The organism is Vibrio sp. R10-SF1-ISO8, from assembly GCF_059833805.1.
In genome coordinates this window covers 225327-250130 of sequence record NZ_JCBDHL010000006.1, presented here as the reverse complement: position 1 = coordinate 250130, position 24804 = coordinate 225327, and the positions used below count along the sequence as shown (strand labels likewise).

The window sequence follows — 24804 nt, the reverse complement described above, 5'->3', positions numbered from 1 at the left end:
CTAATTTATTGACTACAAATTCTCAAAAAAAGAATTAACGTTGCGTGAAACTGACGGATTATATACTAATCACCCTTATTCTGTCGCCGCTTTTAGATCTTTTAAACGAACACCCATAATAAGCAGTGACAACAGATAAACACCCGCGCCTAATCCAATCAATGCCGTTAACCACATCACTCGCTCTAGCAATGTCCAAGTTAGCCACACACTCATATCTTCTAACTGCCACAAAATCGCACCAACCATTAAGCCACCAGCAATAACAAGCTTGGCTATAAACAGTAACGTTCTTTTGGTCAGGTGATAGACACCCGCAATGTGCAAGCCTCTATATAGAAGAGACATATTTACAAAGGCAGACAATGCGGTTGCAATGGCAAGACCAACATAACCATAGAACCAAGCGAAGATAGCGTTGAAAACCATATTGGTTACCATCGCGATGATGCCATATTTCACTGGCGTTTTGGTGTCTTGGCGCGAGTAGTAACCTGGAGCCAGTACTTTAATCAACATAAAGTTGAGTAAGCCTGACGCGTAAGCAACCAGAGACATCGAGGCATAGCTCACGTCTTGGGGAGTAAACTCTCCACGCATAAACAGCACCATTAGCATAGGTTTGGCCAATACCATCAAACCAAGCATGGCCGGAATGCCGAGTAAGGTGACCATACGTACGCCCCAATCCATGGTTTGCGCAAAACCGTCATTATGATCATCGACATGTTTTCGAGACAAGGCAGGCAGAATGACTGTTGCGATAGCAATACCAAATAAGCCAAGCGGAAACTCTAACAGTCGATCCGAGTAATAAAGCCAACTGATAGAACCGGTCTGAAGGAAACTGGCGATAAAGGTATCGAACAATAGGTTAATTTGGCTAACAGAAACACCAAACAGTGCTGGAATCATTAAGGTGCGAATCTTAACTACACCCGGATCACGCCAGCCCCACTTAGGCTTAACCATAACTCCCGCCTTAATCAGAAACGGGATCTGGAATAAAAACTGAACTAAACCGCCAAGGAACACACCTATCGCTAGACCTATTTCAGGTTGTGATAATTGAGGCGCAATAAACCACGCCGATAAAATGATCATCACATTGAGAAAAACCGGCGTAAAAGAAGAGACTGCAAATTTACCTAGCGTATTAAGAATCGCTCCCGACAAAGCGACAAAGGTGATAAACCATAAGTACGGGAAAGTAATTTTGAGCATTAAGCTTGCGAGCTCAAATTTTTCTGCCGAAGGTCCTCCGTTAAGCCAGTCTAAAAACCAGCCGAATCCAAACAGCGCGGTCACCATACCAGAACCTAAAACGCCGAGCACGGTAACAATAGAGACAATAACGCCTAATGTACCCGCTGCTCTCGCGATGAGCTGACGAGTTTTATCCATCTCTCCAGCGGCATGATATTCCGTCAATACAGGAACAAAGGCTTGTGAAAATGCACCTTCAGCAAATAGGCGCCTTAAAAAATTAGGGATTTTGTTGGCAAAAAAGAACACATCGGCACTGGCACCGGCCCCCATAAGATTGGCAACAACAACATCTCGAACCAAGCCTAAAACTCGAGAGATCAAGGTCATAGCACTAACTATCATGCCTGACTTGAGTAGGCGTTTACTCACATTTACCTCGGGAATCAAAATTTTTGCTCTACTTTACAACAGGAATGTCATAACCAGAGCAGATTAGTATTAGCATTGAAAAAAAAATACTGTTAGAATCCCCGCCATCTTAACCGTGAAGACCTTTCAAACCAAAATTAGTTTGGCTCGATTGGTTTTTGCACAAATTATTTGACATTTAAGCGCAAATGAGGGATATTCCTCGCCCTTAAATTGTCACTGAACTAAGTTTTTGGGAGTTAGACCCTTGGCAAATAGTAAATCTGCTAAGAAGCGCGCTATCCAGGCTGAGAAACGTCGTCAGCACAACGCTAGCCGTCGCTCAATGATGCGTACTTACATGAAGAAAACTGTTGCTGCTATCGAAGCAGGCGACAAAGCTGCTGCAACTGAAGCATTTGCTGCAGTTACACCAATCCTAGACCGCATGGCGACTAAAGGCCTTATTCACAAGAATAAAGCTGCACGTCATAAGTCTCGTTTCGCTGCTGCAATCAAAGCTCTTTAATAGAACTCTGATTTCCCAGTGAAAGAAAAAACCGGCAATTGCCGGTTTTTTTATGTCTAAATTTCGAGGCTAAACAACAAACCTCGATAAATCTACTATTTCTCTGAACAGTAAAGGTCGTGCAGCAATTGGATCATTGCTTTCACTTCTTCACTACTCAAAGTGTAATAAACTGTCTGTGCCTCTTTTCGAGTATTGACCAAACCATCTCTTCGCAACCACGCTAGGTGCTGAGATAAAGCAGATTGGCTTAACTCCAACTTACTGCACAATTCCCCTACTGACAGCTCTTGATTGTGTAATAAGCACAAGATCTGAAGACGCCTCTCATTGGCCATCGCCTTAAGCAGTACTACAGCCTGAGCAGAGTTCTTTTCCATCTCTTGTAGATTCATCGGCCACTACCTCTTCCTACAACAATACTTCTACAAACATCAGCCTTACACAATAAGTAACGCTGTCGATCAGTCACCAGATTCACTGTGTATTTAATTATATTAGAGTGAATTATTTCAAATATTAATCGAATTGTAACAACTAATCTATTTGTTCAAATAGATCGGAGTCTAATTAAATAGGGTTGTGAAGTCTGCATCACAAACATTCTTCACCGCTGGGTGCTGAATCATACGCTCCGCAAATATGACATAGTACTCTTCTTTTAACTCATCAATATGGCCGATAAGTTGTAGAGGAAGGTCGCTTTCGACTTCAGACATATAGATAGAAGGGGCTAAGAAAATCACATCATGGTGGTAACGAGCAAAGGCTTTCATTAAAGCGACGTCGTCAAATTCACCTAAGATATTAGGCTGCAACCCCTGACGGTCAAACCACTGCAACACTTTACGTCCCATCGCTGTACGGCTACCGGGAATAAGCAGTTTGCGCTGCTCTAATACTGCAGGAAAGCTAACATTATCGACGTTACCTGAACAGAAGAAGCTCATATTGGATTCACCGAGCTTTTTGCTGTACAGACCAGGGCTCTGACTAGAGTCGACTGGGCAATCAGACAAAATCATGTCCAACTTATGCTGTGCGAGTTGCTCTAGTAGCATCTCGTGAGTTGATTCGAAACAGCGTAGATGAATACTGTTATCTTCAGGAACGGTGGTTAGTAGTATTTTACTCACTAATCGCTTTGATAAGGCATCTGCCACACCGACATCAAATAGAATGTTAGAACGCTGACTGTAGTTAACAATATCTAGCATCTCATAGCTCAGGCCAAACATTCGGTCGGCATACTTAAACACTAGCTGCCCAAGCTCAGTAGGCTCAACACTACGGCCATTGCGCTTAGTTAACTTACCATCCATACGTTCTTCTAGTGCTTTAATCTGTCCAGTAACAGTTTGCGGAGTGAGAAACAGAGCATCGGCTGCCTTGGTAACAGAGCCTTGCTTACATACCATCCAGAAGTAATAAAGGTGGTTGTAGTTTAAGTGTGACATAGAGAAATACTCTTCTTATTTTAGTGTGTAGGTTATAGCAAATGCGGCGCGTGACAACAATAATTCGACAAAACCTACCTTATATTCATTTACCGTAACTTTTACCGAAACTAGAATTATGAATATGACAATGAAGTGTCATGAACTGGCTCACAATCGAAAGTTTTCTGCGATTTTTTCGATTCTAATCACATCCTAAGGGCATCCTCAAAAATAATTATTATTACAATTAAAACAACAACTTAAACCAAGCGTAAATTTCAAATTACGGCAACACACTCTCTACTCAAATAAAAAAAAACCTATTACACACAACTGTAATATTACTGAAATATTTCCCCTCTAACATCGCCCTCAGTTTCAACAACAGGCCAAAACTAAGACATTAACGGTCCACGGAGAAAATGATTATGAACCAAGCTACTACTACAGCGGCGCCAATTTCGAGCACTACTCGCTGGTTGCGCTGGGCTAACTTGGCATTCATGTTGTATCTGCTACTTCTAGCGGTATCTATGGTAGGCAGTGGTTTCAAATGGGCAACAGGCGATCAAGCTAAAGTTCTATTTGAATTTGCATCTCACCCAGTAGCAGGTTTGATGATCGGTCTAGTCGCAACAGCACTTATCCAATCTTCAAGTACAGTAACTTCAATTATCGTGGGCCTAGTGGCCGGCGGTCTTCCGGTAGAAACAGCTATCCCTATGGTGATGGGTGCGAACATCGGTACAACAGTAACCAACACTCTAGTTTCTCTAGGTCACGTTCGTTGCAAAGAAGAGTTTAAGCGCGCATTTGCAAGTGCGACTATCCACGATTTCTTCAACCTATTAGCGGTTGCGATCTTCCTACCTATCGAAATGATGTTTGGTATTCTTGATAAGATCTCACACTGGTTAGTATCTCCATTCCTAGCAACTGGCGATATGAGCATTAAAGGTTTGAACTTCATTAAGCCTCTAACCAAGCCAGTAGTAAGCGCAGTTAAGGAGCCACTAGCAACATTCGGTGACCAAATGGGCGGTATCTTGCTTATCGTATTAGGTATCGCGACTATCTTCGTTGCAATCACCGTAATGGGTAAGCTAATGAAGAGCCTTATGGTTGGCCGTGCTCGTGAGATTCTAAAGAACGCAATTGGTCGTGGTCCAATCCACGGTATCTTCTCTGGCTCTATCGTAACAGTACTTGTACAGTCTTCTTCTACGACAACAAGTCTAATGGTTCCACTAGTAGGTTCTGGTGTACTTAAAGTGCGTGACGTTTACCCATTCACTCTAGGTGCAAACATCGGTACTTGTATCACCGCTCTATTAGCAGCGACTGCAGTATCAGGTGAGTTTGCAGTATTCGCACTACAGATTGCTCTAGTACACCTAGTGTTCAACATCTTGGCGACAGTATTCATCTACGGTATTCCGTTCCTACGTGAACTACCTGTAAAAGGTGCAGACTTAATCTCTGACATGGCTGTGAAAAACAAAGCGGTTGTAGCTGGTTACCTATTAGCAGTGTTCGTTGCACTGCCAGGCACAATCCTAGCGTTGACAGCTTAATACCAAGACCATCGCTTATTACAAAGCCCGCAACTTAGGTTGCGGGCTTTTTGCGTTTAGGAAGCGCTACGCTAAGGAAGAGGGATAAGGGAAAGAGCGATAAGGGAACGGGCTTCGCCCTACGGAGAGCTGGAGAGCTGGAGAGCTTAATTTCCTACACTGTGGTTAAGTAATCCATGAGGGCGAAGCCCGATCTAGTTATCCAGTAGCGCAGCACTCCATGGGACGAAGTCCGCTCCCGCTATCCAAAAGCGAAGCGTTCCATAGGGCGCAGTCCGTTCCCGCTTTCCAAATGCGAAGCACTCCATAGGACAAAGTCTGTTCCCGCTATCCAAAAGCGAAGCGCTCCATAGGACGCAGCCCGTTCCCGCTTTCCAAAAGCGAAGCGATCCATAGGACGAAGTCCGTTCCCGCTTTCCAAGAGCGAAGCGCTCCATAGGACGAAGTCCGTTCCCGCTTTCCAAAAGCGAAGCGTTCCACAGGGAGCAGCCCGTTCCCGCTTTCCTTCTCTTACAAAAAAGCCGCCCTATCTTGGGCGGCTTAGTAATTTATAACGTCTTGCTAGACGGAAAACGGATACTGAATCGGGTCGTGGTGCTCGTAACCTTCAACCCAGAAATCATCGAGTGTTACCCAAGTTTCCAAATCTTCTAGTGACTTAATCTCAGGATTAATATGAAACGTTGGTGCTTTTAGTGGCTCACGCTTTAGCTGTACATCACGCATCAACTCAAGTTGATCTTCATAGATATGAGCGTTAACAATCTTGTGATACGCCTGCCCCGCTTTCTTGCCAGTAATCTGAGCTATAATCGCGAGGAACACATATACTTGAACCATATTGAAGTTAAGCCCTAGAGGCACATCACAAGAGCGCTGAGTGCTGTTCAAGTACAAGGTATCACCTAACAAGGAGAAGTGATGACTGTACATACACGGGCGCAGACAGCCCATGTGGAACTCACCTGGGTTGTAGAAGTTTAGGATTTCACCACGGTCATCGACGCCACGCGTTAAATCATCAACGATTTTACGTAGCTGGTCGATATGACCGCCATCTGGCTTAGCCCAGGCGCGACCTTGCACACCGTAAACGCGCCCCATATCATCTTCACCCTTACGGTAAGGATTATTGAGCCACGCCTCATTGAGGTTTGCGTTGGCATCCCAAGTTTTGGTACCTAGCTTACGAAAATCTTCAGCATTGTCGTAACCACGAATGTAACCAAGTAGCTCAGCAACCGCAGCTTTCCAGAAACTTTTACGTGTCGTCACTAAAGGGAACTGGTTGTTCGCGACATCGTAAGTTAGATCCGCATTGATCACCGTTAGGCAACGCTTGCCGGTGCGCTCATTTTCAATCCACTCACCTTGGTCAACGATACGCTGACAGAGATCTAAATACTGTTTCACACCAATTCCTTACTTAGTTTGTTGTGGTAGTTCATCTTTGTAATGGCCACGCTTATACGCCCAAACCATCATCAGGATACCAATCAGCACCATAGGTAGGGATAAGATTTGTCCCATAGAGATAAATCCACCAAACAGACCTAGATGTGCATCCGGTTCACGTACGTATTCGACTAGGAAACGGAATGTACCATATCCCGCCAAAAATAGCCCTGATACTGCGCCAAGAGGACGTGGTTTCTTGATAAACCAGTTCAAGATAAAGAACAGCACGATCCCTTCGAGGAACATTTCATACAGCTGAGATGGGTGACGAGGCAGTGGACCACCATTAGGGAAGACAAATGCCCAAGGCACATCCGTTACGCGTCCCCATAGCTCACTGTTCATAAAGTTACCTAGTCGGCCCATACCTAAACCAAACGGCACTAGTGGAGCAATGAAGTCCGCCACGCCAAAGAAGGTACGGCCATTCTTTTTCGCATACCAGAACATGGCAGTGATGACACCCAATAGGCCGCCATGGAATGACATACCACCTGTCCAAACCTTAAATAGGTAAAGCGGGTCTTGAATGAAAAGATCAAAGTTGTAGAAGATAACGTAGCCGACTCGGCCACCAATAACCACACCCAAGAATCCAGCGAACAGAAGATCCGAGACTTGCTCACGCGTCCAACCACTATCTGCTTTGTCTGCACGGCGATTTGCCAACCATAACGCAAAAGCAAAGCCGACTAGATACATTAATCCATACCAGCGGATAGAAAGCGGCCCAATGGACACAAGTACAGGATCGATATTTGGAAAAGTTAGATATCCCTGAGACATAGGAGGATTACTCTTTTTGAAGTTCTGACGATTTTATTTGTATAGATGAGAGTGCTTTAGAGCAACATAGTTCCAGCAACAAACATTAAAAAAACTGCAAATATTTTTTTCAAAGTTGGTGTAGGTAACGACGTTGCAAGTTTTGCCCCTATGCGCGTCGTCAGCATCGAGGTCGACGCAATCGCAACCAAAGCGGGCAGATAGACATAACCGATGCTGTAATCAGGCAGCGCATCAACTTTATAGCCATGTAAAATAAAACCCGCCATGCCAGAGATAGCAATCATACAGCCACAAACTGAAGAAGAACCCACCGCTTTACGCATTTCGATGCCATGGCTGTTGAGAAACGGGACAGACAACGAGCCGCCACCAATACCCGCTAAGCTCGAAACAACGCCAATCCCAGTGCCATAAGCCATAGTAGTCGCACTGCCTGGCATGGTTTTTTGTGACTTACCGCGGATAGAAAACAGCATTTGAATAGCCAACAGCAGCACAATGATACCAAACACTTTAGGTAGGTATTGAGCAGGGATCCACTCAGCAACATTCGCGCCTAAGAAGCCACCGACCACCACACCGGGCATAAGCCACTTAACGACAAACATATCGACATTACCGAGTTTGAAATGGTTTAGAGCCGATGAACCTGAGGTTGCAATAATGGTCGCAAGCGATGTTGCTAACGCAATTTGCATACTAATGCTGGCATCTATGCCTGCAGCAGGTAAAAGAAAAAGCAGTGCTGGTACAACGATTAATCCGCCACCAATACCGAGTAATCCTGCCATCACGCCAACGACAGCGCCAAGCAGCATAAAAGAAACAAGTAGTTCTATAGACACAATAATCCTTATTTTTTGCCCGCTCGAATAAAGCCGGCAAAGCCTTTACTTTCAAAAAATGATTGCATCATAGCATAAATGTCATGGCCGTAAGGTTGCATCAGCGCTTTGTCAGCAAGCGAACGTAATTCTTCCGTTTCAGTATGACGCAACAGGTACTTTACTTTTGCCACGTTCGACGTGTTCATACTCAAACTTCGGTAGCCTAAGCCAACCATTAAAAGCGCGCCGATTGGGTCACCGGCAAGTTCACCACAGATACATACAGGCAGGTTTAACTGCTGGCAGGTACGATGAATATGGCTTAAAGCCATAATAACCGATGGATGCATTGACTCATAAACATCTGCAACGCGAGCATTGTTTCGGTCAACCGCAAGCAGGTACTGGGTTAAGTCGTTAGTACCAATAGAAACAAAATCTACTTTGCTGGCAATTAGTGGCAGTAAATAGATCATCGATGGAACTTCAATCATCACACCGATCTGAGGCATCGCAATCTGATCATCAAGCTCTGCCACCTCTTCATAGGCGCGTGTAATCAGTTCAATGGCATCATCGAGTTCTTGGGCACCAGATACCATAGGCAGCAAAATACTTAGATTCTGATGCTTCGAGCTCGCTTTCATCATCGCGCGTATCTGCATTAAGAAGATGTCGGGATGATCGAGAGTAAAGCGAATACCACGCCATCCTAAGAATGGGTTATCTTCCTCAATAGGGAGATAAGGTAAGGCTTTGTCACCACCAACATCTAGCGTACGCATAACAACGCGCTTACTCGGGTAGCTGCTTAATACGGCTTGATACTGCTGAGTCTGTTCTTCTTCTGAAGGGAATCGGTGCTGAAGCAAAAACGAGATTTCAGTTCGGTACAGGCCTACCCCATCAACACCTTGGTTGATGGCAATATTGGTATCGGCACTTAACCCAGCATTCAACATCACTTCGATACGTTGACCATCTTTGGTAAATGCAGGCTCTTCGATGCGCTGATTAACCATATTAGCCAACTCGCGCTCTTCGTTGGCAAGGGCACGATATTCACGTAGCAGTTGTCGATTGGGTGAAACGAGTATTTTACCGCTATAGCCATCAACAACGCCTTTCTTACCATTCAGTATTTTAGGGTTTAACGTGACACCCATGACCGCGGGGATACCTAATGCGCGCGACAAAATCGCCGCATGCGAGTTAGCTGCCCCTTCTAAAGAAATAACCGCTAGCAGTTTCTCTTTGGGGATCGATGCCAATAAGGTCGCGGTGAGTTCACGCACGACTAAGATTACAGGTTTATCAAAGGGCTGCTTTTCTTGGTCAGTATTGTGCAAAAAGAACAGTAACCGTTGGCCTAGCTCACGAATGTCTTGTGCTCGCTCTCGCAAGTAAACATCAGACATACGAGCAAAGCGGTTGGAGTATGACTCAACCACTTGGCGCAGCGCCCAGTCAGCACGATCCCCTTTTTGGATTTGCGCTTTAAGGTCTTTGCGCAGCATAGGATCGTTAAGTAAGTGGGTAAAAAGATCGAATATCGCTAAAGCGTCTTTGTTTATCTCGCTATCGAGCTTTTTACGCATGCGTCGAAAGTCATTCAACGCTTCCTCTATCGCCAGTAACAGCCACTCCTGCTCGCGATCAATATCTAATGTCGAGGCAGGATAAACATTACTCAGTTCAGGTTGGGTGTCGTCCCACCAAAACTCCCCAATCGCAACCCCAGAAGAGGCAGGAACACCACGGATTGCTTGCTGTTTTTTCTCTAATCGCCAATGACCTTGAGTTTGCGCATGAGCGATGATTACGGCGAGCTGCGCGGCAAGAGTGACCAGAAACGACTCTTCCATCTCATCAAACTGACGCGGGGTCTTCTGCTGAACGACGAGTACGCCAAGCACTTGTTTACGGTAAATAATTGGGGTTCCGAGGAAGCTTTGATAAACCTCCTCTCCCAGTTCGGAGAAGTATTTAAAATTGGGGTGTTTGGAGGCTTCCGCTAAGTTAAGCGGCTCAGCACTGCGTTTAACAAGGCCAACTAAGCCCTCGCTAAATCGGATATGAATTTTATCGCCTTTAAAACGCAGGCCCTGAGTCGCCATTAACTCAAGACGCTGCATTTCTTCATTAGCAAGATAGACGGTGCAACATTCAGTACTCATCGCACTGCACGTTTGTTTAACTAAAATATCTAAGGCTTGATGAACTTCTTCTACCTTAGATACTTGTTCAACTATTTCCCTTAGTTGAGAAAGCATGTCTATCCTCTTCGGTGCTTACGTTTGCCTTTTACTTTACGCTGTTTAAATGGCATTGCCATTGATGCAAACTCTTTCATCGCACGACGATATACATCGCGTTTAAAAGAAACCACTTGTCTGACTGGATACCAATAGCTTACCCAACGCCAACCATCAAATTCAGGGGAACTGCCACGCAACATATCAATTCGTGATTCATCACAATCGAGTCGCAGCAGAAACCATTTCTGTTTCTGTCCGATACAAACAGGTTTTGAATCCCAACGAACAAGACGTTTTGGTAGCTTGTACCTTAACCAATGACGACTTGTCGCGACGATCTTTACATCGTTCTTTGTAAGACCAACCTCTTCATACAACTCCCTATACATTGCCTGCTCAGGGGTCTCACCTTCATCAATTCCACCTTGAGGAAATTGCCAAGAGTGTTGTCCGTATCGTTTAGCCCAGAAGACCTGACCATGGCTGTTACAGATTACAATTCCCACGTTTAAGCGGTAACCATCGCCATCTATCACTGGCCAACCTCTAATAAAATCTTTAATTACAGTGATTTTTCCACATATCCCCAGTAGGAGCAAACTTACTAATGTGACTAGGGCAGAAAATATTGCTTTCCCACCCACCAATGAATAACTTTTAACCAAAACAAAGGTTACTCACACCACAGTGAGACATAGACCACATTTATTCACCTTTTCTGTGTATAACTATGTGAAGAATCAATGAGAAAGTGATCAATAGGTAAGCAAGGCGTAGTTTGCCAGCCAAAAACGATCAAACCAAACCAAACTACAATCAATAAAAACAAACACTTATTTGGAAATAGTTTTATATATGCTTGTTCCATATCATCGTTTCTTCCTCTCAATACAGATCGGTCAAAGATCAACCATAGATGATTTTATCCACACCAGTTAAGCCAACTCTACCTATACGCCTAAAATTTCAAGTGTTTTTTCATCGCCAAACCCCTGTTTATTCATACATATCAGTACCAATTTGCAAGTTTCTCCAATCAAGCTGTGGATAACCTTTTAATTGATGATCTTTCACTCATGACGATCATTCTCTCTACAGTCGTAATTTTCTTCCGCTGGGTTACAATGAGCCAACTTTCAACTCTGTTGCAAAACCAATGAAGCCAGAACCGACTACAGAACAAGAACTGCTTGAGCGAGCAAAAAGCATCGCAGGTGTTAGCTTTGCCGATCTGGCAGAGGAAGCCGACATAGAAGTTCCGCCGGATCTTCGCCGTGATAAAGGCTGGGTCGGCCAACTATTAGAATGGCACCTTGGCGCAACAGCAGGTAGTAAACCTACTCAAGATTTTGAGAAGTTGGGTATCGAGCTAAAAACCATTCCGATTGGATACTCAGGCAAGCCATTGGAAACGACTTTTGTTTGTGTCGCGCCGCTTATTGGCGTTCATGGCCTGACCTGGGAAACAAGCCATGTTCGCAACAAGCTTTCGAGAGTATTGTGGATTCCAGTGGAAGGCGAAAGGGAGATCCCATTAGCGCAGCGTTGTGTAGGTTCACCTTTGATCTGGTCCCCGAGCATAGAAGAAGAGCAACAACTTAGAGCCGATTGGGAAGAGCTGATGGAACTCATCGTACTAGGCCGAGTGGAGCAAATTAACGCTCGTCATGGCGAGGTTTTACAGCTACGCCCCAAAGCAGCGAACAGCCGCGTCCTGACCGAAGCCTATGGAGCAAGCGGCAAACCAATAAAAACGCTGCCAAGAGGATTCTATCTAAGAACTCAATTCACAGCGCGTATTCTTGAAAACCACTATGTTTAGTGCGTGGTAAGAGATAACTCCAAATCGTGATAGAGAGGTCCATCACTGGCACCACATTCATCGTAGGCGTTATGCAATCGTAGGTATGCTCGTTCCACACCTAGTCTCGTTAATTCCTCTTTCACTAGCTCTAGCGAGTCGAAATGCACTGGCTCATCGTCGATCTTGATTGGCTCTATTTTGTGCTTGTACTCGACGGCTAATAGATATTGGGATAGGTCTGAACAACCAATAACAAACACCTTTGGCGGTTGATAGCTGTCTTTATGATGACCATGAATCCACTTATCTAACTGACTTTTTTGCATAGTTCACCTCCAATAATCAGTATTAGCCAACTTTGCAAAATTTGCGAATTTGTTATCACTCACTCTTTTCTATTCATACTCAAATCCCCTATAGTGGGATCACATCCCCGTAACGACAAGGAAGATCGATGCAATACAACAAGTTACCCCATTCCACTTTGGAAGTGAGTAAGATCTGTCTTGGCACCATGACGTTTGGTGAACAAAATACTGAGCAAGAAGCTTTTAGCCAGCTTGATTACGCACTTGAGCGTGGTGTGAACTTTATTGATACCGCAGAAATGTACCCTGTGCCGCCAAAAGCGAATACTCAGGGATTAACCGAGCAGTACATTGGAAACTGGCTTGCTAAATCAGGTAAGCGTGAAAAGGTCGTTTTAGCCACGAAGGTTGCGGGTCCAAGAAACGTCCCTTATATCCGCGAAAACATGAGTCTAGATCGGAAAAATATCCATCTTGCTATTGATGATAGCCTGAAGCGGTTACAAACCGATTATGTTGATCTTTACCAACTGCATTGGCCACAAAGGCAAACCAACTGCTTCGGTCAACTAAACTACCCTTACCCTGATGCTCAGGAAGAGGTGACATTAATTGAAACGCTCGAAGCGCTCGCTGAGCTAATTAAAGCAGGGAAAGTTCGCTATATCGGAGTTTCCAATGAAACGCCTTGGGGGGTGATGACTCTGCTTCGTTTAGCGGAAAAGCACGAGCTACCAAGAATTGTCTCGATTCAAAACCCTTACAACTTACTCAATCGAAGTTTTGAAGTGGGTTTGTCTGAAATAAGCCACTATGAAGGTGTTCAGCTACTCGCATATTCCCCACTCGCGTTTGGCTGCCTAAGTGGTAAATATCTAAATGGAGCACGTCCTGAAAGGGCTCGATGCTCTCTATTCGAACGCTTTGTTCGTTACTTTACTCCTCAAGGAGAACAAGCGACACAAGCTTACGTCGATCTCGCAAGGCAACATGGTTTAGACCCCGCGCAAATGGCGTTGGCATTTGTTAACCAAAGGCCGTTTGTCGCATCCAACATCATTGGCGCGACAAACTTGGAACAGCTTAAATCAAATATTGATAGTTTAGATGTCGTATTAACAGATGAGTTGCTTCAAGGAATTCAAGAGATTGGTACGACTTACTCCAACCCTTGTCCATAATCTGTCGTTACAGAAATAGCGGGGCAGGTGAAGCGCCTGCCCCTGAGATTACGTTGGTATTCGCGCACTAAGAACACGACGAAGATGACGGATACGACGTTCGGCTTTGACACTATCTGGTTCAGTAAATCCTATTGGACGACCATCTTGTTCCAGACCGATATCTCGCAGCAAACGTTCGTTATTCCATGGGATGTCGAAAGTGCTGCGGCGTAGTTTACGTTTCCAATCACGTTCTTCTCGGCGTAGATCCGCTTTGACCAAAAGAGTGGCAAGTTTTAGGTATACAGAATGACTCATGAGTTTTCTCCAGTTGAGTTTGAAGCTGGGAAAAGATTAACGAATCATTAGATCAATGAGTGTTTTAATTCGCTGCTTTTCCGCAGCCAATTAAAAAAAAGGTTACGGATTAATTACATGGTTTTATCTAGTTTTCGATCGGCTACAAACGTATTGCGTGTAATAGCATCCATTGCGGGAATGGTTTGATCGACAGACGCACAGATAAATGATTGAACAGTGAAATGTTTCATTGTGCGCCTCCTAGCTAATGTATTAATCCAAATATTTTGATGGGTTTGAGCCTTAGCTCATGGTTAAATTCTATTCATATCAGGTGATATTTCAACCACCTTACTGCATAAATGTTCAAAACAATTTTTTAACCTAGAAATAATCATTTTGAGCTTTTGATTATAAGATATTCAGCCAAGGAATATTGTATGTGCAATAGATCATATCGCTTATATAAGTAAAGCCGCACTTTCACAAGTGCGGCTTTTATTTACAAAACAATCAATTAGGCAGGTATGTCTGAGATAAGGTTATGCTTGTTTAACAATCGATACATAGTTGCACGCGATACACCTAGCTCTTTTGCTGCCATGGAAACTTGACCTGAATGAGACTCTAGCACCAACAACAAGGCATCTCTTTCACTACGCTCACGGATACTCTTTAAGCTGCGGCGGCTATCACTGCGCTTAGGTAGGTCTAGGTGTGGTTCGTCAAGCATCACGGTATCTGACATAAGCACGATACGTTTGATCTGGTTCATCAGTTCGCGGACATTACCTGGCCAATGATAGCGAGTCATTGCACGAGCGGCCTCTTCAGTAAAACTGCGAGCTTGAGCATTGTACTCTTTCGAATATTCCTGCAAGAAGTGACGTGCAAGGATTGAAATATCCCCTGCTCGCTCTTTTAAACTCGGAACATTAATACGCAGCACATTGATATAGTGATAGAGCTCTTCATTGAAATCGCCATCAATCAACGCCTTTTCAATATCAGCAGAGTTCGCCGCTAAAACACGCACATCCACTTCTTTACGGCCTGATGGAGTATCAACCATCCCCTCTTGGAGGAAACGCAGTAAATTAAACTGCTGTGAGCGAGGTAATGTAAGAATATCGTTGAGTAATATCGTACCGCCATCTGCTCTCTCTAGAATTGACGGCTCACTCATATCATCACGGTTAATCCCGAATAAATCACTCTCTATCCGACGCTCTGACATCGCACGACAGTTAACTGAGATAAACTCCTTGTTTGCTCGCGCAGAAGTACGATGAACGGCACGCGCAACCGTTTCTTTGCCGGTACCGTTTTCTCCATAAATTAGGATACTGACATCAGTAGGGCCAATGCGCTTAATCTGATCACGTAGACGCTTAACAGGGATAGAGTCACCGATTAGCCCCATGTCACTTTGATTGCCATAATGTGGCCAAACTTTTTTCTCAAGTTTCAGCATACCTAGTTGGTGGCCAATGGTGCTGAGTAACTGAGCATCTGGAATCGGGGCGGTAAAAAAGTCGATACAGAAGTTAACGATAAATTGGCAAATAGTATCCGAACTTAATTGAGACTCACGAATAAAGGCTAACCAACGTACTTGTTTGTGTTTACTCACCAAGTTAGCAATACCATTGAGACTGAACTCATCATGGCTAAGATCAACAATACCGATACAAGGGCCCGTTTCAGTAAACAATGTATCGGCCTTGCGTAAGTCACCACACTGAGTACATCTCCAACCTACTTGCTCTAAAACTGACAGCCATGGTTCATAGGTTCCTCCCACTACAACCAACGAACCTGGAACGGAATCCATCCGGAATTGACTACCCATGAAGCGAGTTCCTTCTTATTGATAACGTAAATGCTGTGCGCTTAAACACACATAAAAATATATGTGGTTACATTATAGAGACTTGCAGAGATAATCTGTCTCAAATATAAGACTAGCGAGGGAATCGTACTTTTTCCATGCGTTGTGAGAAGCTACTCGTAAAAAAAATTCTTTTCTAAATAACTCAATTGCTTAGTTTACTGCTAACAGAGCTACTGGTTCGACCAATAGTCCAAATAAAAACCAACTTTCGTTGTAGGCTAATTAAACGCAAAAAGTCACCCGAAGGTGACTTTTAACTATCAAAAGCTGTCTATAGCTTATGCTTGAGGACGCATTGCCGGGAACAAGATCACGTCACGGATTGTGTGCGTGTTCGTAAATAGCATTGCTAGACGATCGATACCGATACCTTGACCCGCTGTTGGTGGTAGGCCGTGTTCTAGTGCAGTGATGTAGTCTGCATCGTAGTACATTGCTTCATCATCACCAGCGTCTTTCGCGTTAACTTGCGCTTTGAAACGCTCGTCTTGGTCTTGTGCATCGTTAAGCTCAGAGAAGCCGTTCGCGACTTCACGGCCACCGATAAAGAACTCAAAACGGTCTGTGAAGAACGGGTTGTCATCGCTACGACGAGCTAGAGGAGAGATATCCGCTGGGTAGCCAGTGATAAACGTTGGTTGAATTAGCTGAGGCTCAGCCGTTTCACCAAAGATCTCTTCAAGAAGCTGACCACATGTCCAGAACGTTTCTACTTCAACGTGTACAGATTTCGCGATTGCTACCATCTTCTCACGGTCTTGTAGGTCAGCTTCTGTAAGTGCTTGAATCTCAGCGTGCTCAGGGTTGTAGTGCTTGATCGCATCGAACATGCTCATACGCGCGTACTTACCACCAAACTCTACTGTTTCGTCACCGTAAGGCATAGAAGTCGAACCAAGAACGTCCATAGCCGCTGTGCTTAGCATCTCTTCAGTTAGATCCATTAGATCTTTGTAGTCAGAGTACGCTTGGTAGAACTCCATCATTGTGAATTCTGGGTTATGACGTGGCGACAGACCTTCGTTACGGAAGTTACGGTTGATCTCGAATACACGATCAAAACCACCCACCACTAGACGCTTAAGGTAAAGCTCAGGTGCAACACGTAGGTACATGTCGATGTCTAATGCGTTGTGGTGCGTGATGAATGGACGTGCAGTCGCACCACCAGGGATCACGTGCATCATTGGCGTTTCAACTTCTAGGTAGCCTTTTGAGCTCATGAAGTTACGGATTGAAGATACTAGCTTAGAACGCACGATAAATGCGTTGCGAGAATCTTCGTTCACGATTAGGTCAACGTAACGCTGACGGTAACGCATCTCTTGGTCAGTTAAGCCGTGGAACTTCTCTGGCAACGGACGAAGTGCTTTAGTTAGCAGCTCGTAAGACTCCATGTTCACGTAAAGGTCGCCTTTACCTGATTTGTGAAGTGCACCTTTAACACCAATGATGTCACCGATATCTAGGCCTTGGTATTTCTCTTTCAGCTCTTTTTGAACATCTTTTGCAGCGTATGCTTGGATACGGCCAGATGTTTCTTGAATCGCTAGGAATGGACCACGTTTCGCCATAACACGACCAGCGATTGCTACAACATGGTTAAGCTCTTCTAGCTCTTCCTTCGTCTTTTCACCGAATTCCGCTTGAAGATCGCCAGCTAGGTGCTCACGACGGAAGTCATTTGGGTGGCCGTTTGCTTTGCAGCTCTTACGGATATGATCCAGTTTAGCGCGGCGCTCAGCAATTAACTTGTTCTCTTCTTGTACGTTCTCGTTTTGAACAGCATCAGTCATTTTCGATGTATCCTGTTTTCGTTAGTAACGATAGTTTTTTCGGTGAAAAGCTTACAGACCTGATTTCAGGCTAGCTTCAATAAATTTGTCTAGGTCGCCATCTAGAACCGCTTGAGTGTTGCGGTTTTCAACGCCAGTACGTAGATCTTTGATGCGCGAGTCATCCAGTACGTAAGAGCGGATTTGGCTACCCCAACCGATGTCAGATTTCGCATCTTCGTTAGCTTGCTTCTCTGCGTTCTGCTTTTGAATCTCTAGTTCAAAAAGCTTGGCACGAAGCTGCTTCATCGCTTGGTCTTTGTTCTTATGTTGAGAGCGATCGTTCTGACATTGAACCACAGTGTTAGTAGGAACGTGAGTAATACGAACCGCTGATTCCGTGGTGTTAACGTGCTGACCACCCGCACCAGAAGCGCGGTATACGTCGATACGTAGATCAGAAGGGTTAATGTCGATCTGAATGTTGTCATCAATCTCTGGGTAAATAAACGCAGAAGCAAACGATGTATGACGGCGGCCACTTGAATCGAATGGTGATTTACGAACAAGACGGTGAACACCAGTCTCTGTGCGCAACCAGCCATAAGCGTACTCGCCAGAAATCTTAACCGTTGCACCTTTCAGACCCGCAACCTCACCTTCTGATACTTCGATAACTTCGGTCTTGAAGCCTTTCGCTTCAGCCCAGCGCAAGTACATGCGTAGCATCATTGAAGTCCAGTCTTGCGCTTCTGTACCACCAGAGCCTGACTGTAAATCGATGTAACAGTCTGAAGCATCGTGATCACCAGAGAACATACGACGAAACTCGAGCTTTTCTAGTTTAGCTTCAAGCTCAGCCAATTCTGGTTCAACTTCATCGAAGGTTTCTTGATCTTCTTCTTCAACAGCAAGCTCTAAAAGACCTTCAACATCTTCAACACCTTGCTCAAGTTGATCAATCGTTTCAACAACCGCTTCAAGTGAAGAACGTTCTTTGCCTAGTGCTTGTGCACGCTCTGGCTCGTTCCATACATCTGGTTGTTCTAGTTCTGCGTTGACTTCTTCTAGACGCTCTTGCTTGGCGTCATAGTCAAAGGTACCCCCTCAGGACATTTGTGCGCTCAGACACGTCCTTTAGGCGGTTTTTAATTGGATTGATTTCAAACATGTTTGCTCAACATTTATGAGTAGAATTTAACCGGAGAATTCTACTGAAAAATGTGACGAAGATACAGGAATTTTTTACTGCCGAATAAAAATGCTTGTATAGAAAAAATCCCCTGACACGCCTTGCGTGACAGGGGATCTTTGATTCAAAAAAGTTGCTTTATTATGCAGCTTCTTCCGCTAATGTTTGTGGCTCTGATTTACCAACAAAGAACATACAAACAATAGCAACCGCCGTTGGTAGCAGCCACCCCATACCAACATCAAATAGTGGCAGCATGCTCAGTGCAGATACGTCGACACCTGCAACTTTTGCCGCATCAATTAGTGCAAACAATAAGGATACTAAGATAACCACACGGTAAGCAGTTTGTGGGTTTGGTAGTTTGTTGCGTACAAACGTTAACGCAACTAGCGCAATCGCCACTGGGTATAGAGCAAATAACACAGGCACAGACAGAGAAATCAGCTGTGATAAACCAACATTTGCTACAGTTGCACAAGCAACACCAATGATCACCACCCAAGCTTTGTAAGAAACTGGCGTGATAGAGCTGAAATAATCAGAACAAGCAGAGATAATACCGATAGCCGTTGTCAAACATGCAAGCAGTACAATCACAGACAGCACAATTTGACCATATGGACCGAATAGAGACTGAACGTACAGGCTAAGAATCGCGCCACCATTGTCAGCACCTGAAGCCACAGCAGCACTGGTTGCTCCTAGGTAAAACAATGATACATATACAAATGCTAAGCCTGCAGCCGCAACGCATGCCGCGCTAATCAGATACTTTGCTGTCGCCTTTTGATCGGCAATGCCTTTTTTGCGAAGTGCATCTACGATAAGCCCACCAAACATCAGCGAGGCAAAAGTATCCATGGTGTTGTAGCCTTCAAGGAAACCTTTTTGCAGAGGATGTGTGAGGTATTCTCCCTGTGCAGCGATCATCTCGCCTTGTGGGTCAATAAATACCGCAGCAGCAAGCACAACCAAACCCATGAACAGTACCGGGGTTAATATTTTACCGATCACATCAATCAGCTTGCCTTGAGACCATGCAAAAAACATCGCGACCACAAAGAATAAGATAGAGAAAACCGTCAAATGCATTTGCGCCGCATCGACGAAGAATGGCTTAACCGCCATTTCGTAAGCAACAAGTCCTGTGCGAGGCGCTGCAAATGCAGGACCAATAATGATGAAGATCAGAACCGCAATGGTCATTGCCACGCGCTTTGGCAAGTCTTTGGTTAAGTGTTCCCAAGAGCCCCCCGCAACCGCAATTGCAATGATAGTAATAAGGGGTAGGCCTACTGCGGTTAATAGGAAACCTGTCATGGCAGGAATTAAGTTTTCTCCGGCTAACTGACCAGCCAAAGGTGGGAAAATAATGTTACCTGCACCCAAAAAGAATGCGAAAAGCATAAAGCCTACCGCAATGATATCTGTTAGTTTTAAAGTCTGATTCACTGTCGACCCTTTACTTATAATTTAATAGATGTTGTGTTTGCTGAGTGATACGAACATGCGCTCACTCTATAAAATTAAGGCGCGCATGATGACGAAATCCTCATCACCTCGCAAGCTCAAGGCTAAAAACACCATAAAAATTTATAATTCGGCCTAAAAATTAGCATACATAACTAAAGTGAATTAAATTTCCAGTTTAATACACTACCCAAAAACCACTACACACTGGACACAAACAGCACAAAAAACCAAACAATCATTTAACAACAGATCAATTAACTCAAAAACAACCTGAACTCCGACAAACATAAAAATCATGAAAAAAACAAAAGACTTCAATTTCAAACAATTTAGCATTTATGGCGGTCTTTCAGGCATGCCTGTCAGTACCGACGGAGTATTACTAGGTGCATGGACTAGCTTAGAAAGTTCGACGTCTTTATTGGATATTGGAACAGGGACAGGTCTATTAAGTTTGATGTGCGCCCAACGTAATCTTTCGCTGACTATCAAGGCGATTGACATTGATGATAATGCTATCGAAGCGGCAAATATAAATTTCACGCGCTCACCTTGGGCGCAACGATTAACGCTGCATCAAGGTGATGTGCTTACGCATCAGTTTCTAGAACCATTTGATCGCATCATATGTAACCCGCCTTACTTCAACACAGGTGAGCAAGCGAGCAATGTTTCGCGAGCAACCGCAAGGCATACCGATACTTTAACTCATCAAGCGTTGCTTACACGATGTCAGCAATTACTGACCAACCAAGGTAAAGCAAGCTTTGTGCTACCTAAAGTAGAAGGCGATCTGTTCATTCAATTAGCGGTAGAACAAGGCTGGCATGTCAGTCGACTATGCCAAATTAAGCCTACCGAACGTAAAGATATCACTAGGCTGTTGATTGAACTGACCAAAACACCAATGGCTACGACTGAAAAAACCCTGACTATTCATAGTGATGGCGGCTATAGCGATGCCTTTATCGAGTTGACGAAAGACTTTTATCTTAAGATGTAAAAATAACGTGTGATCCTTGTCACCGAAAACTCTATAATACGTCCCCTTAAATTTATTGTTCACACCAACTGGCTTGTGGAGACATCATAGTGATCAGAAATTTTGCTGAATTAGAGTTAGACCCTAACCTACTCCTCGCAATCGAAGAAATGGGTTACGACCGCCCAACGCAAATTCAAGCTGAAGCCATTCCACAAGCTTTAGATGGCCGAGATATCTTAGCCTCCGCGCCTACCGGGACAGGTAAAACCGCTGCGTTTGTCTTGCCTGGTCTGCAATATTTGCAAGATTTTCCACGTCGTAAGCCTGGGCCTGCGCGCATACTGATATTAACACCAACTCGTGAGCTAGCGATGCAGGTTGCCGATCAAGCTCGCGCACTGGCTAAGCACACTAAGCTAAATATCTTCACCATTACTGGTGGCGTTCAGTATCAAGAGCACGCAGAAATCTTAGGTAAAACCCAAGATATCGTCGTCGCGACGCCTGGGCGTTTGATGGAATACATCAACGCAGAACGTTTTGACTGTCGAGCGATTGAATGGCTAATCCTAGATGAAGCTGATCGCATGCTAGATATGGGCTTTGGTCCAACCGTTGACCGTCTATCTGCTGAATGTCGTTGGCGTAAGCAAACTTTACTCTTCTCAGCGACGCTAGAAGGTAAAGGTGTTGAAGGTTTTACCGCAGACCTACTTAAAGAACCTGCAGAGATAGACGCAGAGCCTTCACGTCGTGAACGCAAAAAGATTGCCCAGTGGTATCACCGTGCTGACGATATGACACATAAGCTTGAGCTGCTGAAGAAGATCATCAACGACCAAGCTGAACGTTCAATCGTGTTCCTAAAAACTCGTGAGCGCTTATCAGAGCTGCGTGTTGAACTTGAAAAAGCACAAATCCCTTGTGCGTGGATCCAAGGCGAAATGCCTCAAGATCGCCGTAACAATGCGATTGCCCGCTTCCGTGATGGTAGTGTTAATGTTCTTCTAGCGACCGATGTTGCAGCTCGCGGTATCGACCTTCCAGATGTTAGCCACGTGATCAACTACGATATGCCGCGCAGCGCTGACGTATATCTGCATCGTATCGGCCGTACCGCACGTGCAGGTAAGAAAGGTAACGCTATCTCATTAGTCGAAGCACACGATCAACCAATGATGGATCGCGTTGCTCGCTACGTAAAAGAAGAGATCAAAGAGCGCTTCATTAAAGAAATGCGTCCAAAGCACAAGAAGCCGACATTCAAGAAGAAGAAAAAAGACGACAAGAAAAAGTCTGTCGCTAAAGGCAAAAAGAAAGTCGCTAAGAAGAAGAAATAGCGAGAAGCGAGAAATTACAAAGGCTTGGTGCATTGCACCAAGCCTTTTTGTTTAGGAACGCTTCGCTTACGGATGTGGGAACGGACGAAGTCCTACGGGTAACTGAGGTTACCTCTCTGTAATTGAAAAATAAGCTCTCGCTTTCCCGAAGGGCGAAGCCCGATCTCGTTTTCCTTAAGCGAAGCGTTCTATAGGACGAAGTCCGTTCTAACCCCCTAAACAAAAAATGCCGCCTTAATTAAGGCGGCATTGATACTTAAATTTTGCGATTAAGCCAAACTATCAGTGTTCGCGAGTTGCGCGGAACTCCACTTCTGGAAAACGCTCTTTCGCTAGATTCAGGTTCACCATAGTTGGCGCGATGTAGGTTAGGTTGTCACCACCATCGAGCGCTAGGTTAGTTTGGTTCTTACGCTGGAACTCATCCAGTTTCTTACCGTCTTCACATTCTACCCAGCGTGCGGTTGCTACGTTTACGCTCTCGTAAATCGCTTCTACGTTGTATTCCGCTTTTAGGCGCGCTACAACGACGTCAAACTGAAGCACACCTACTGCACCTACGATTAGGTCGTTGTTTTGTAGTGGACGGAATACCTGTACTGCACCTTCTTCAGAAAGCTGTACTAGACCTTTTAGTAGCTGTTTCTGCTTCAGAGGGTCTCTTAGGCGAATACGACGGAATAGCTCTGGAGCAAAGTTAGGAATACCTGAGAACTTCAGCGCTTCACCTTGAGTAAAGGTATCACCAATCTGGATTGTACCGTGGTTGTGTAGACCAATAATATCACCTGCATAAGCGTTTTCTGCACGTGAACGGTCACCGGCCATAAAGGTTACTGCATCAGAGATGTTGATTTGCTTCCCGATACGTACGTGATTCATCTTCATACCTTGCTTGTAGGTACCCGATACAATACGCATAAAAGCAATGCGGTCACGGTGCTTAGGATCCATGTTTGCTTGGATCTTAAATACGAACCCTGAGAAGTTTTCTTCAGTAGCTTCCACAGAACGCTCGTTAGCTTCGCGCGTTTGAGGTGCTGGCGCCCACTTAGTAAGACCTTCCAACATATGGTCAACACCAAAGTTACCTAGTGCAGTACCAAAATAGACAGGTGTTAGTTCACCTTGTAGGAACAGCTCAAGATCAAACTCAGGGCAAGCTCCCATAACTAACTCAAGCTCTTCACGAACACTTTCAGCAAGGTCTGCGCCCACTGCTTGATCTAGCTCAGGATTGTCTAACCCTTTAATAGTGCGTACTTCTTGAATCTCATGACCATGACCAGATTCATAAAGGATCGTTTCATCACGGTGAATGTGATAAACGCCTTTAAACTCTTTACCACAACCGATAGGCCAAGAGATAGGAGCACACATCATACCGAGCTCGCTCTCAACTTCATCCAACACTTCCATTGGATCACGAACATCACGGTCTAACTTGTTCATGAAAGTGACGATTGGAGTATCGCGTAAACGTGTTACTTCCATCAGTTTACGAGTACGGTCCTCGACACCTTTCGCCGCGTCGATTACCATCAAACATGAGTCAACAGCCGTTAGTGTGCGATAAGTATCTTCCGAGAAGTCTTCGTGCCCTGGGGTATCAAGAAGGTTAACCAAGCAATCGTTGAATGGAAACTGCATAACGGAAGTTGTTACCGAGATACCACGCTCTTTCTCCATCTCCATCCAGTCAGACTTTGCGTGTTGAGCAGAGCCACGGCCTTTAACAGTACCTGCTGTTTGGATAGCACGTCCGAACAATAGTACTTTTTCTGTAATCGTGGTTTTACCCGCATCCGGGTGCGAGATAATAGCGAATGTTCTACGTTTAGACACTTCGCCTAGAAATGGAGTATTTGACATGAAAGGTTCTTCTTCTGTCTAAGCGCTAGAGAAGGCAAGAAATACCCTAGCGTAAATGGTCGATTCAATTTTGCGCGGTATTTTCGCTTATAATGGACTGTGGGGCAACTTCAACAGCGAAAATGACTCAAAATCAACGTCAATTTCCCTGTCTATTAAAATATCAATGAAATTGGACTATAACTAAAGGAGTAGAGGGAACCG

Annotated in this window: 21 protein-coding genes; 6 read left to right on the top strand and 15 right to left on the bottom strand. The window is 44.6% G+C overall.

Features of this window, described 5'->3' with window-relative positions; genetic code table 11:
- Window positions 1-75: 75 nt before the first annotated feature.
- Window positions 76-1638, bottom strand: a complete 1563-nt coding sequence (gene murJ / locus AC6R00_RS03020) for a murein biosynthesis integral membrane protein MurJ (protein WP_500639281.1) — start codon at window positions 1636-1638, stop codon at window positions 76-78.
- Window positions 1639-1885: 247 nt separating this feature from the next.
- Here murJ and rpsT point away from each other — a divergent pair, with 247 nt between their 5' ends.
- Window positions 1886-2146 (top strand): 30S ribosomal protein S20, encoded by a 261-nt coding sequence (rpsT, locus tag AC6R00_RS03015; RefSeq protein WP_004744855.1) that lies wholly within the window; start codon window positions 1886-1888, stop codon window positions 2144-2146.
- Window positions 2147-2241: 95 nt separating this feature from the next.
- On the opposite strand, the gene AC6R00_RS03010 is transcribed toward rpsT, so the two are convergent.
- A complete protein-coding gene (locus AC6R00_RS03010) occupies window positions 2242-2541 on the bottom strand; it encodes an ArsR/SmtB family transcription factor (protein ID WP_004744856.1) in 300 nt (99 codons plus the stop codon).
- Between the two features lie 171 nt (window positions 2542-2712).
- A complete protein-coding gene (nhaR, locus tag AC6R00_RS03005; protein WP_004744857.1) occupies window positions 2713-3603 on the bottom strand; it encodes a transcriptional activator NhaR in 891 nt (296 codons plus the stop codon).
- A gap of 410 nt (window positions 3604-4013) precedes the next feature.
- On the opposite strand from nhaR, the gene AC6R00_RS03000 reads away from it, so the two are divergent.
- Complete coding sequence (locus tag AC6R00_RS03000; RefSeq protein ID WP_500639280.1) at window positions 4014-5159, top strand: Na/Pi symporter; 1146 nt, start codon at window positions 4014-4016, stop codon at window positions 5157-5159.
- A 561-nt stretch (window positions 5160-5720) separates the two neighbouring features.
- On the opposite strand, the gene AC6R00_RS02995 is transcribed toward AC6R00_RS03000, so the two are convergent.
- The 5 genes from AC6R00_RS02995 to rppH are packed head-to-tail and all read right to left on the bottom strand — an operon-like array spanning window position 5721 to window position 11027.
- Window positions 5721-6572 (bottom strand): thymidylate synthase, encoded by an 852-nt coding sequence (locus AC6R00_RS02995; RefSeq protein WP_500639279.1) that lies wholly within the window; start codon window positions 6570-6572, stop codon window positions 5721-5723.
- Window positions 6573-6581: 9 nt separating this feature from the next.
- Complete coding sequence (lgt, locus tag AC6R00_RS02990) at window positions 6582-7403, bottom strand: prolipoprotein diacylglyceryl transferase (RefSeq protein WP_069667527.1); 822 nt, start codon at window positions 7401-7403, stop codon at window positions 6582-6584.
- 56 nt (window positions 7404-7459) lie between these two features.
- Window positions 7460-8224, bottom strand: coding sequence for a sulfite exporter TauE/SafE family protein (locus tag AC6R00_RS02985; protein ID WP_500639309.1), 765 nt, complete (start codon window positions 8222-8224; stop codon window positions 7460-7462).
- A gap of 35 nt (window positions 8225-8259) precedes the next feature.
- Window positions 8260-10506, bottom strand: a complete 2247-nt coding sequence (ptsP, locus tag AC6R00_RS02980; protein WP_500639278.1) for a phosphoenolpyruvate--protein phosphotransferase — start codon at window positions 10504-10506, stop codon at window positions 8260-8262.
- Window positions 10507-10508: 2 nt separating this feature from the next.
- Entirely contained in the window at window positions 10509-11027 is a 519-nt protein-coding gene (gene rppH, locus AC6R00_RS02975) for an RNA pyrophosphohydrolase (RefSeq protein ID WP_500639277.1), read from the bottom strand.
- Window positions 11028-11647: 620 nt separating this feature from the next.
- Here rppH and mutH point away from each other — a divergent pair.
- The gene (mutH, locus tag AC6R00_RS02970) at window positions 11648-12313 is read left to right on the top strand and encodes a DNA mismatch repair endonuclease MutH (protein ID WP_500639276.1); all 666 of its coding nucleotides are present in this window, start codon (window positions 11648-11650) and stop codon (window positions 12311-12313) included.
- Here the strand turns inward: mutH and AC6R00_RS02965 are convergent.
- On the bottom strand, window positions 12310-12621 hold the full coding sequence (locus AC6R00_RS02965) for a DUF6482 family protein (RefSeq protein ID WP_500639275.1): 312 nt from the start codon (window positions 12619-12621) through the stop codon (window positions 12310-12312). The two genes, mutH and AC6R00_RS02965, sit on opposite strands and share 4 nt — an antisense overlap.
- Before the next feature lie 128 nt (window positions 12622-12749).
- Here AC6R00_RS02965 and AC6R00_RS02960 point away from each other — a divergent pair, with 128 nt between their 5' ends.
- A complete protein-coding gene (locus tag AC6R00_RS02960) occupies window positions 12750-13784 on the top strand; it encodes an NADP(H)-dependent aldo-keto reductase (RefSeq protein ID WP_500639274.1) in 1035 nt (344 codons plus the stop codon).
- A gap of 48 nt (window positions 13785-13832) precedes the next feature.
- Here the strand turns inward: AC6R00_RS02960 and AC6R00_RS02955 are convergent, their stop codons facing one another.
- The 5 genes from AC6R00_RS02955 to brnQ form a co-directional block, all read right to left on the bottom strand.
- Complete coding sequence (locus AC6R00_RS02955; protein WP_500639273.1) at window positions 13833-14084, bottom strand: DUF1127 domain-containing protein; 252 nt, start codon at window positions 14082-14084, stop codon at window positions 13833-13835.
- A 499-nt stretch (window positions 14085-14583) separates the two neighbouring features.
- Window positions 14584-15918 (bottom strand): cyclic-di-GMP-binding transcriptional regulator VpsR, encoded by a 1335-nt coding sequence (gene vpsR, locus AC6R00_RS02950; protein ID WP_500639272.1) that lies wholly within the window; start codon window positions 15916-15918, stop codon window positions 14584-14586.
- Between the two features lie 320 nt (window positions 15919-16238).
- A complete protein-coding gene (gene lysS / locus AC6R00_RS02945; RefSeq protein ID WP_069667534.1) occupies window positions 16239-17756 on the bottom strand; it encodes a lysine--tRNA ligase in 1518 nt (505 codons plus the stop codon).
- Between the two features lie 51 nt (window positions 17757-17807).
- Window positions 17808-18906 (bottom strand): peptide chain release factor 2 gene (prfB, locus tag AC6R00_RS02940; RefSeq protein ID WP_100225195.1). Its coding sequence is split into 2 segments (ribosomal slippage): window positions 17808-18830 and window positions 18832-18906, totalling 1098 coding nucleotides; the frame shifts between segments, so codons are not numbered across the junction.
- 162 nt (window positions 18907-19068) lie between these two features.
- Window positions 19069-20382, bottom strand: coding sequence for a branched-chain amino acid transport system II carrier protein (brnQ, locus tag AC6R00_RS02935; protein ID WP_500639271.1), 1314 nt, complete (start codon window positions 20380-20382; stop codon window positions 19069-19071).
- 316 nt (window positions 20383-20698) lie between these two features.
- Between brnQ and AC6R00_RS02930 the strand changes: the two genes are divergently transcribed.
- Both AC6R00_RS02930 and srmB read left to right on the top strand, forming a co-directional pair.
- Window positions 20699-21406 (top strand): tRNA1(Val) (adenine(37)-N6)-methyltransferase, encoded by a 708-nt coding sequence (locus AC6R00_RS02930; RefSeq protein ID WP_500639270.1) that lies wholly within the window; start codon window positions 20699-20701, stop codon window positions 21404-21406.
- 89 nt (window positions 21407-21495) lie between these two features.
- On the top strand, window positions 21496-22728 hold the full coding sequence (gene srmB, locus AC6R00_RS02925; protein ID WP_500639269.1) for an ATP-dependent RNA helicase SrmB: 1233 nt from the start codon (window positions 21496-21498) through the stop codon (window positions 22726-22728).
- A gap of 282 nt (window positions 22729-23010) precedes the next feature.
- On the opposite strand, the gene prfC is transcribed toward srmB, so the two are convergent.
- Entirely contained in the window at window positions 23011-24600 is a 1590-nt protein-coding gene (gene prfC / locus AC6R00_RS02920; protein WP_500639268.1) for a peptide chain release factor 3, read from the bottom strand.
- Between the last annotated feature and the right edge of the window lie 204 nt (window positions 24601-24804).